Origin of the sequence: Escherichia sp. MOD1-EC7003, from assembly GCF_002965065.1 — a bacterium.
Lineage (GTDB): Bacteria > Pseudomonadota > Gammaproteobacteria > Enterobacterales > Enterobacteriaceae > Escherichia.
In genome coordinates, this window is the sequence record NZ_PTRE01000085.1 from 1 (window position 1) to 838 (window position 838).

Genomic DNA, 838 nt, shown 5'->3' on the forward strand with positions numbered 1-838 from the left:
TTTACCTTTAAGCCTGAGAGTTCCGGCCGGCAGAACCAGCTCACAACACAGACTGTCGGACGGTGTATTTATCTGCTCTGGTTCCTGTGCGGGGGCCGGGATTTTATTATCCGGCTCCGGCGTTAACGTCACGGGAAGCAGTGCCGGCATATTTTTTCCGGAAGGCAGCAGGCCACCTTTCCGGTATTGATGGCGCCAGTTGAAGAGCAGGTTATCGTTGATTCCGTTTTCCCGGGCGATCTGCGCCACACAGGCTCCGGGCTGCAGTGACTGCTCCACTAAGGCGATTTTAAACTCATAAGGGAAGTTGGGCCGCCGGGGACGTTTTTTTACCACGGGGGCTTCGGATATAACGGTGCTTTCAGGACGTACGACTGGTACCGTGGAAAATTGTCCGTAAAGGCAGGCATCAAGTTCCTGCTCCGACATGCCTGCGGGCAAAGGCCACGAAAGGCCAGCTCTCCGAAAGCGCACGAACATACTACAAACTGTTGATTTTGGTACACCCAGGCGACGCCCGGCCACAACCCGGGGTAAATGTTCTTCAAAGTGAAGACGTAAAGCTTCAGTGATCCAGGTCCGGTGTTTCATACGATAGTGTCCATTAAAAATGATGGACATTATTTTTGTAGAGCCGGAGGAAACAGACCAGACGGTTTAAATGAGCCGGTTACAATCTGTTGTTCAAATGGCGACAACAATGGCGCGAGGGAAAGCTGCTATTACCTTCTTCAGAGAGCCCCCAGCTACTTCCTGTGACTCTCGATGCAGCTGCCGAACAGCCAGAATCGCTCGCAGAGGACCCGAAAACCCTCAGTATCAGCTGTGAGGTAACGTT

General features: G+C 52.6%; 1 protein-coding gene. It reads right to left on the minus strand.

Annotated features, from left to right (window positions below; all coding sequences use genetic code 11):
• Positions 1–621 (minus strand): IS66-like element accessory protein TnpA (gene tnpA, locus A7090_RS15735; protein WP_105274725.1); only part of this gene is annotated, 621 nt, incomplete at its 3' end.
• Between the last annotated feature and the right edge of the window lie 217 nt (positions 622–838).